General features: G+C 70.2%; 9 protein-coding genes. 5 read left to right on the top strand and 4 right to left on the bottom strand.

From position 1 onward, the window contains the following. The 4 genes from LN042_RS36300 to LN042_RS36285 form a co-directional block, all read right to left on the bottom strand. Window positions 1–587 (bottom strand): nuclear transport factor 2 family protein (locus tag LN042_RS36300; RefSeq protein ID WP_230055735.1); only part of this gene is annotated, 587 nt, incomplete at its 3' end. 12 nt (window positions 588–599) lie between these two features. Next, window positions 600–1,271 (bottom strand): SDR family oxidoreductase, encoded by a 672-nt coding sequence (locus LN042_RS36295; RefSeq protein WP_230055734.1) that lies wholly within the window; start codon window positions 1,269–1,271, stop codon window positions 600–602. Between the two features lie 89 nt (window positions 1,272–1,360). Continuing rightward, on the bottom strand, window positions 1,361–1,717 hold the full coding sequence (locus LN042_RS36290; protein ID WP_230055733.1) for a nuclear transport factor 2 family protein: 357 nt from the start codon (window positions 1,715–1,717) through the stop codon (window positions 1,361–1,363). Window positions 1,718–1,852: 135 nt separating this feature from the next. Next, window positions 1,853–3,334 carry an MFS transporter gene (locus LN042_RS36285; RefSeq protein WP_230055732.1) on the bottom strand — a complete coding sequence of 494 codons (1,482 nt, stop codon included), beginning with the start codon at window positions 3,332–3,334 and terminating at the stop codon, window positions 1,853–1,855. Between the two features lie 172 nt (window positions 3,335–3,506). Between LN042_RS36285 and LN042_RS36280 the strand changes: the two genes are divergently transcribed. From LN042_RS36280 to LN042_RS36260, 5 genes are all read left to right on the top strand, one after another. Further along, window positions 3,507–3,947 carry a VOC family protein gene (locus LN042_RS36280; RefSeq protein ID WP_230055731.1) on the top strand — a complete coding sequence of 147 codons (441 nt, stop codon included), beginning with the start codon at window positions 3,507–3,509 and terminating at the stop codon, window positions 3,945–3,947. 95 nt (window positions 3,948–4,042) lie between these two features. Further along, complete coding sequence (locus tag LN042_RS36275) at window positions 4,043–4,999, top strand: NADP-dependent oxidoreductase (protein ID WP_230055730.1); 957 nt, start codon at window positions 4,043–4,045, stop codon at window positions 4,997–4,999. A 183-nt stretch (window positions 5,000–5,182) separates the two neighbouring features. After that, complete coding sequence (locus tag LN042_RS36270) at window positions 5,183–5,818, top strand: nuclear transport factor 2 family protein (RefSeq protein WP_230055729.1); 636 nt, start codon at window positions 5,183–5,185, stop codon at window positions 5,816–5,818. A 335-nt stretch (window positions 5,819–6,153) separates the two neighbouring features. Further along, window positions 6,154–6,585, top strand: a complete 432-nt coding sequence (locus LN042_RS36265; protein ID WP_230055728.1) for a VOC family protein — start codon at window positions 6,154–6,156, stop codon at window positions 6,583–6,585. A 48-nt stretch (window positions 6,586–6,633) separates the two neighbouring features. Further along, on the top strand, window positions 6,634–7,253 hold a 620-nt coding region (locus LN042_RS36260), incomplete at its 3' end, for a nuclear transport factor 2 family protein (protein WP_230055727.1).

Below are 7,253 nucleotides of genomic sequence, written 5' to 3'. Positions count from 1 at the left end.
GAGTCCAGGAGCAGGTTCACCAGGGCGTCGTCGCCGCGGCCGGCCGCGATCAGCAGCGGCGTCAGACCGCTGGCCGGGTCGACCCGGTTGACGTCGGCGTTCTCCACCTCGACCAGGGTCCGGACGGCCGCGGTGTCCCCTGCCCAGGCGGCCTGGATCAGCCGCTCCTGCCGGTCGGCGGTGAACGCGGCGACCTCGGTGTCGGGGTCGAAGTAGACCTTCCAGTGGGTTATCCGCCCGGACTCGTCCACGACGAACCGGTGGGCGTCCTCGATCTCGAACTCCTGGCGGGTCCGGGTGTGGGCCGCTCTGGTGTACACCACGGCGAAGGCGGTGTCGCCCTCGGCCCGCAGGTCGCGGACCTCGTACTCCAGCACCTCGGTGGTCTCGGCCCGGCCGGCGAAGGCCGCTTGCACCGCGTCGCGGCCTCTGTGCCGTCCCAGGTAGTTGACCACCCGGTTGTACCGGTCGACCGGCAACTCGAAGTCGACGTCCGGGGCCAGGCCGTTGATGACGGACTCCATGTCACCGCGGCCCAGTGCGTCGAACCACTGCGCGACGGCCTCGTGCGTGCGCTTGCTGTCCATCCGAGCGTCCTCCTAACGGACTGCGTCCGGCTGCAGGTTGGCGAACAGGACGTCCCAGTCGGCGCGAGCGCCGCCGGACGTGTTGTACATCTCGAAGGTCTTGCCGACCGCTGCCGGGCTGTAGAGCGCCTCGACACAGGCGTCGGCGACGTCCTGACGGGTGATCTGGCCGTCGCCCCGGTCGCCCTGTTCGAGGCGGACCGCGGTGCCGCCCGGACCACCGGTCAGCCAGCTCGGCCGGACCACGGTGTAGGGCAGCCCGGAGGCCCGGACGGCGTCCTCGCCGGCCAGCCGCCAGTCGAGCATCCGACCGGTGGCGTTGATCGGGTGGTTCTTGCGGGTCACGTAGATCTGGCTGACCAGCACGATGTGCGGCTTCTCGCCGCCGGCGGTGGCGGCGTCCAGCATGTTGCGGACACCGCTGTGCATGGTGGCCTCGGGGCTGTTCGGGCCGCTGTTGGCGGTGCCCGGCTCGACGCTGAACACCACGGCGGAGCAGCCCGCCAGCGGCGCGGCCAGCGACGCGCGGTCGCGCACGTCGGCCTGGAACGCCTGGGTGCCGCCGGCGGCGGCGCGGGCCCGGCGGCTGACCACCCGCACCTGCTCGCCGCGGGCCACCAGGCCGGCCACCACCAGTCGGCCGACGCTTCCGGCGCCACCGATCACCGCTACCGGGTTCTCCACGGGTCTGTCTCCTCGGTCGTTCCGCCGGACGTTCGATCCGGCACGTGGGAAGCCGGCGGCCGGTCGGAAGCCGGCCGCCGGCAAGGGCGTCAGGTGAAGCGGCCGTCGATCCGAGTGATCACTCCGCCGCTGATCCGATAGGTGTAGGCCAGCTCCTCGCGCAGCCCCGCCGCGGTGCGGAACCGGTACCGGACGGTCACCCCGTCCGCCTCGTTCAGCACTCCGGTCTCGGTGTAACGGCCCGAGACCCGGACCACCCAGGGCTCGAAGAATTGCTTCAGCACCGGCCCCCGGCCACTGATCACCGTCCCGGCCATGTCAATTCTGACGGTCGGGGCGAGCAGCCTTTCGAGCGCCGCGGTGTCGCCCTCGTTCGCGGCCGAGATGAATTCCCGGGCGACATCGATTGCGGGCCGCTGCGGAGCGGTCTCAGTGGTCTCGTCCATCACACCTCCGGCTTCGGTCACATAGCTTCCAAGCTGCATGACAGACGGTCAATCACCGAGTTGAACAAGTCCCCGCGAAAAACAATTCGTATTGCCTACGATTGGTTTCGGCGGGAGCCGGAGGTGCCTGGCCGCTCAGGCCTCGCTGGCCGCCTGGGTCAGCGACTGGTCGGCGGTGGTGTCGGTGGTCGCGCCGGCCACCGGGTGGCTGGCGCCGGAGCCGCGGCGCAGCCCCAGGAAGCCGACCACCAGGCCGACCACCGAGAACAGCCCGGCGACCAGGAACGCCCAGTGGTAGCCGCTCACCGAGTTGCCGTGCTGGGTGGCGGTCAGCACCGCGGCCAGCACGGCCACGCCGACGCCGGCGCCGACCTGGTAGGAGGCGGTGATCAGGCCGGCCGCCACGCCCTGCCGGTCGTCCGCCACGCCGTTGACGCCGGCGATGTTGACGGACGGGTAGACCAGGCCGTTGCCGATGCCGTGCAGGATGATGCCGGGCAGCATCGCCGCCGCGTAGCCGCTGTGCATGCCGACGCCCAGGTAGAGCAGCACGCCGACGGCCTGGATGGTCATGCCGAGGGTGAGCACGGCCCGCATGCCGAAGCGGTTGACCATCGGGCCGGAGGCGAACTTGGCGACCGCCACGATGATCACGCCGAGCGGCAGGAAGCAGAACGCGGTGCGCAGCGCGCTGTAGTGCATCGCCTCCTGCAGGTACAGGGTGGCGACGAACTGCCAGCCGATGGTGGAGCCGGCCCAGACCAGGCTGACCAGGTTGGCGGTGCTCAGGGTGCGGGCCCGGAACAGCGACAGCGGGACCAGCGGCGACTTGTGCTTGGACTCGATCAACACGAACAGCCCGAGCAGCGCGACGGCGCCCAGCAGGCAGCCGATGGTGGCGCCGGAGCCCCAGCCCCAGCCGGGCGCCTGCACCAGCGCGTAGACCAGCAGCATGATGCCCAGGGTCACGGAGAGGGCTCCGGCGCCGTCGAAGCTCTGGCGCGGGCCGGTGCGGCGCTCGTCCGCCCGGATCACCGGGGTGGCCAGCAGCACCAGGATCGCGATGAGGCCCGGTGCGAAGAACACCAGGCGCCAGTTGATCTCGGTGAGCACGCCGGAGAGCACCAGGCCGAAGCTGTAGCCGCCGGCCCCGGTCATGGCGAAGAAGCCCAGCGCGCGGTTGCGCTCCGGCCCCTCCTTGAAGGTGGTGGTGATCAGCGACATCGCGGCCGGTGCGGTGAAACCGGCGGCGATGCCCTTCAGCACCCGGGTGGCGATCAGCAGCGCGCCGGAGGTCAGCACGCCACCCAGCAGGCTGGCGACGATGAAGAGCACGGTCGCGGCCATGAAGGTCCGACGCCGGCCGGCCATGTCCGCGACCCGGCCGCCGAGCAGCAGGAAACCGCCGTAGCCGACGGTGTAGCCGGACACGAGCCACTGCAGCGATCCGTCGGACAGGTGCAGGCCGTTCTTGATGCTGGGGAGCGACACCCCCAGCAGGGAGATGTCGAGCGCGTCCAGGAAAACCGCGCCGCAAAGAATCAGCAGCGCCAACTGCTTCCTTCTCGCGGACTGCTCTTCCGGGGCGATCGCGGATGCACGATCAATGGCAGACATGAGGTGTACGGCTCCTCGGTCTCAGAGCGGGACAAAGTGACGCCCCACCAGAGAACCGCCAGCATCAATCATTGTCAATCGAAGAGTCAATACTCTACGCTCCGAAAGACTGCGGACGGGACCGGGCCAAGAACTATCGGCCGCTTGCATTCTTGAGGACAACGGAGGGGCAATGTCCACCGACTTGACGCAGCAGCGAGTTGTAGATCACGCAATATCGATGTCGGCCTGCATCGTGGTTGCAAATATCGAACGATCAGTGGACTGGTACCGACGAATTCTCGGCCTGGAAATGATCAAAAGGCTGGATATTCCCGAGCGGGGCGAGCGGATCGCGTTCCTCGGCCGGGGCGCGCTGCGGCTGGAGCTGGCGGAGCGGACCGGCTCGGTCGGCCTGCGCCGGGCCGATCCGCCGGAGCACGGCTTCGCCCAGGGCCCGAGCCACGTCACCTTCTACGTCGACGACCTCGACGCCGTCCTGGCGGAACTGGCCGCGGTGGACGTGAAGCCGGTGGTCGGCCCGGTGGACGTGGCCCCGCTGGCACTGCGGGTCGCCTTCATCCGCGACCCCGAGGACCACCTGATCGAGTTCATCCAGACCGCGTCGTCCTGAATCCGGTTCGGGCGCGGGGCCGTTCTGCCACCCACCGCGGTCACCGTCCTCAGTCAGTCCCGTTCTGTCCTGCCAGCTCGGACAAGGAGCCTCACATGCCCGAAACCATGCGCGCGATCCGCCAGCACAGCTTCGGCGGTCCGGAGGTGCTCAAGATCGAGGAGGTGCCCCGTCCGGAGCCGCTCTGGACCGAGGTGCTGATCCGGGTGCACGCCGCCGGCGTCAACCCGGTGGACTGCAAGACCCGTTCCGGCGGCGGCATCCTGGCCACCCAGGGGCCGCTGCCGTTCACCATCGGCTGGGACGTCTCCGGCGAGGTCGTCGCCATCGGCAGTGGGGTGACCCGCTTCAAGGTCGGCGACCAGGTCTACGGAATGGTCAACTTCCCCAGAGTGGGCGCAGGTTACGCCGAGTACGTGACGGCGGACTCGCGCCAGCTGGCGCCCAAGCCGAGCGTGCTGAGCCACGAGGAGGCCGCCGGGGTGCCGCTGGTGGCGCTGACCGCCTGGCAGAGCCTGGTCAGCGTCGGGCGGATCGGCCCGGGCAGCCGGGTGCTGGTGCACGGCGCCGCCGGCGGACTCGGCCACATCGCGGTGCAGATCGCCCGGGCCCGCGGTGCCTGGGTGGCGGCCACCGTCTCCACCGACCGGGTCGAGCTGGTCAAATCGCTCGGCGCCGACGAGATCCACGACTACACCAAGGTCCGCTTCGAGGAACTGGCCCACGACATCGACGTGGTGGTCGACACCGTGGCCGGCGAGAACGGGCTGCGCTCGCTGCGCACCATGCGCACCGGTGGGGTGCTGGTCTCGCTGCCGGTGCCGCCCGACCCGCAGACGATCGCCGAGGCCGAGCGGCTCGGCCTGCGGGCCGTGTCGCTGACCGTCGAGGCGGACCGCACCGACCTGGAGGACCTCACCGCACTCATCGAGCGCGGCGCGATCAAGCCGATCATCGACACCGTGCTTCCGCTGGAACGCGCCGACAAGGCCCATGAGTTGATCGAGACCGGCCGGGCCAAGGGCAAGATCGTCCTCCGGGTCGCCGACTGACCCGCCGCTTCGACGTCCTCCGGGTCGCCGACTGACCCGCCGCTTCGACGTCCTCCGGGGCGCCGACCGATCCGCCGACGTCCTCCGGGTCGCCGACCGACCCGCCACTCGAACCGCCCGTCCGCGCCCGCCCCGGCAGAAAGCGGCAGCGCACCCCCCTCACTCCACGAATCGAGGATCTCCATGCCCATCATCCGGGTGAGCCTCATGGAAGGCTTCGCCACCGCGGCCGAGAAGGCCCAGATCACCACCGAGATGACCGAGGCCCTGGTCACCGTCATGGGTGAGGTGACCAGACGCCTGACCTACGTGACCGTGGAAGACCTGAAGCTCGGCGCCACCTCGATCGGCGGCCAGTTGGTGACCGACGAGATGATGCGCGGCGGCATCGTCAGCTCGGAGCAGGAGTTGGCGGTCAAGGTCACCGTCGCCCGGGTCCGGGCCGCCTACGCCGCGCTGGACGGCGGCGACCGCGCCGCCGTCGAGCAGTACTGGGACCAGGACGTCAGCTGGTCGGTGCCGGGCGACAACCCGCTGTCCGGCACCTACCGGGGGCTCGATGCCTTCCTCGGCTACGTGCGCGACCGCCAGGAGCGCACCGGCGGTTCGTTCCGCTCCGAGGAGGAGCAGATCATGATCGACGGTCAGGTCTCGGCGTACCTGTGCCGCAACTCGGCGATCCGCTCCGAGTCCGACGGCTCCCGCACGCTGGCCGCCGACCTGGTCCAGTTGCTGCACTGGAAGGACGGCCGGGTGGTGAGCGGGCGGGAGGCCTTCTTCGGCGAGGGCGCCGCCGGCAACGACGACTTCTGGCGCTAGCCGCCGCGGCACCGAGAAGGGAGCGGGGGTACCGGGTCGACCGGTACCCCCGCTCCGTCATGTCCGGGGGCCGCGCCGCGGCCCGGTCCCGCGACGATCACCGATCGTTTGCGAATGAACGTAATGGCAGGCCCATCGGCAGTGAACGAGCAATCTGACCCAGGGTGTTGAGATAGTGACAGCAAGCCCCTTTCCCGCAACGGAGGGATGATCATGCACACTCCCATCACGGTCACCGCCGGCCGGCGAGGCGCCGGCCGCCAGAGCGTCGGACCGGCGCCGAGCACCGGCCGCCGCGACCGCACGCCGGCCAACGGGGCAGCGGTGGTGCGCAGATGACCGCGCCGGACTCCGCCCCGCTGCCGGTCCTGGGGTTGTCCGCCTGCCTGTCGGTGGCGGACCTGCCCCGCATGGCCGAGTGGTACCGCACGGTGCTCGGTTTCACCCTGATCCGCGGGCTCGAACTGCCGCAGTTCGACGCCGAGGTGGCCTATCTGGGCAACGGCGCCCAGGTGGTCGAGCTGGTGCGGGTGGCCAACGGCATCGACCAGCGGCGCCCGCTGCCGCCGAACCACGGCGCGCTCCGCGGGCTCAGCCAACTCGCCTTCTACGTCGCCGACCTGGCCGCCACTGCCAGCGAACTCAAGGCGCGTGGAGCGGAGTTGGTGACGGAACCGACCGATGCTCCGGCCCTCGGCGTCAGGGTCGTCTTCGTGCGCGACCCGGAGGGCAACTACCTCGAGTTCATCCAGGCCGACTGGCTCTGACCAACGCCCCGTCGGCTCCTGGTGACCCCCCAGAGTAGGAGAACCGACATGACCGAGTCCCAGCAGACCGCGCAGACCCGAGCGGTCGCCGAGCGCTGGTTCACCGCGCTCTTCACCGGGGACTTCCCGACCGCCCTCGACTGCCTGGCCGAGGACGTCGAATTCATCAACTACGCGCCGGTGCCCGGATACAACGACGACATGGCGTGGATCGGCACCTACCACGGCCGGCAGGCGGTGCTGGACAGCCTCGGCGTCTTCACCAGCGTGGCCCAGGTGGATAAGGAGGAACTGGTCCGCATCTCGGTCGACGGCGAGTTCGCGGCCGGCGTGGTCCACGAGCGGTCCACCATCAAGGCGACCGGACTGCCGTTCGAGATCGAGTTCGTCCAGTGGCTCACGGTGCGCGACGGCAAGATCGTGCGCTGGAAGTCCTACACCGACCCGTCCCAGATCATCCGGGCGATCCGCGGCGACGACGATCCCCGCAGCCGCCACCACAGCGCGGCCTTGCTGGACGCCGTCCGGCGGCGGGACACCGCGGCCGCGGCCACGCTGCTCACCCGGGGTGCGGACGCCAACACCCGGGACGCGGACAGCGGGCTGACCGCGCTGATGATCGCGGCCGGCCAGGCGGACCCGGAGACCGTCGAGCTGCTGCTGGCGCA

This window comes from Kitasatospora humi (assembly GCF_020907985.1).
Lineage (GTDB): Bacteria > Actinomycetota > Actinomycetes > Streptomycetales > Streptomycetaceae > Kitasatospora > Kitasatospora humi.
The sequence above is the reverse complement of the archived record's forward strand: the minus strand, read 5'-3'. Positions and strand labels throughout refer to the sequence as shown.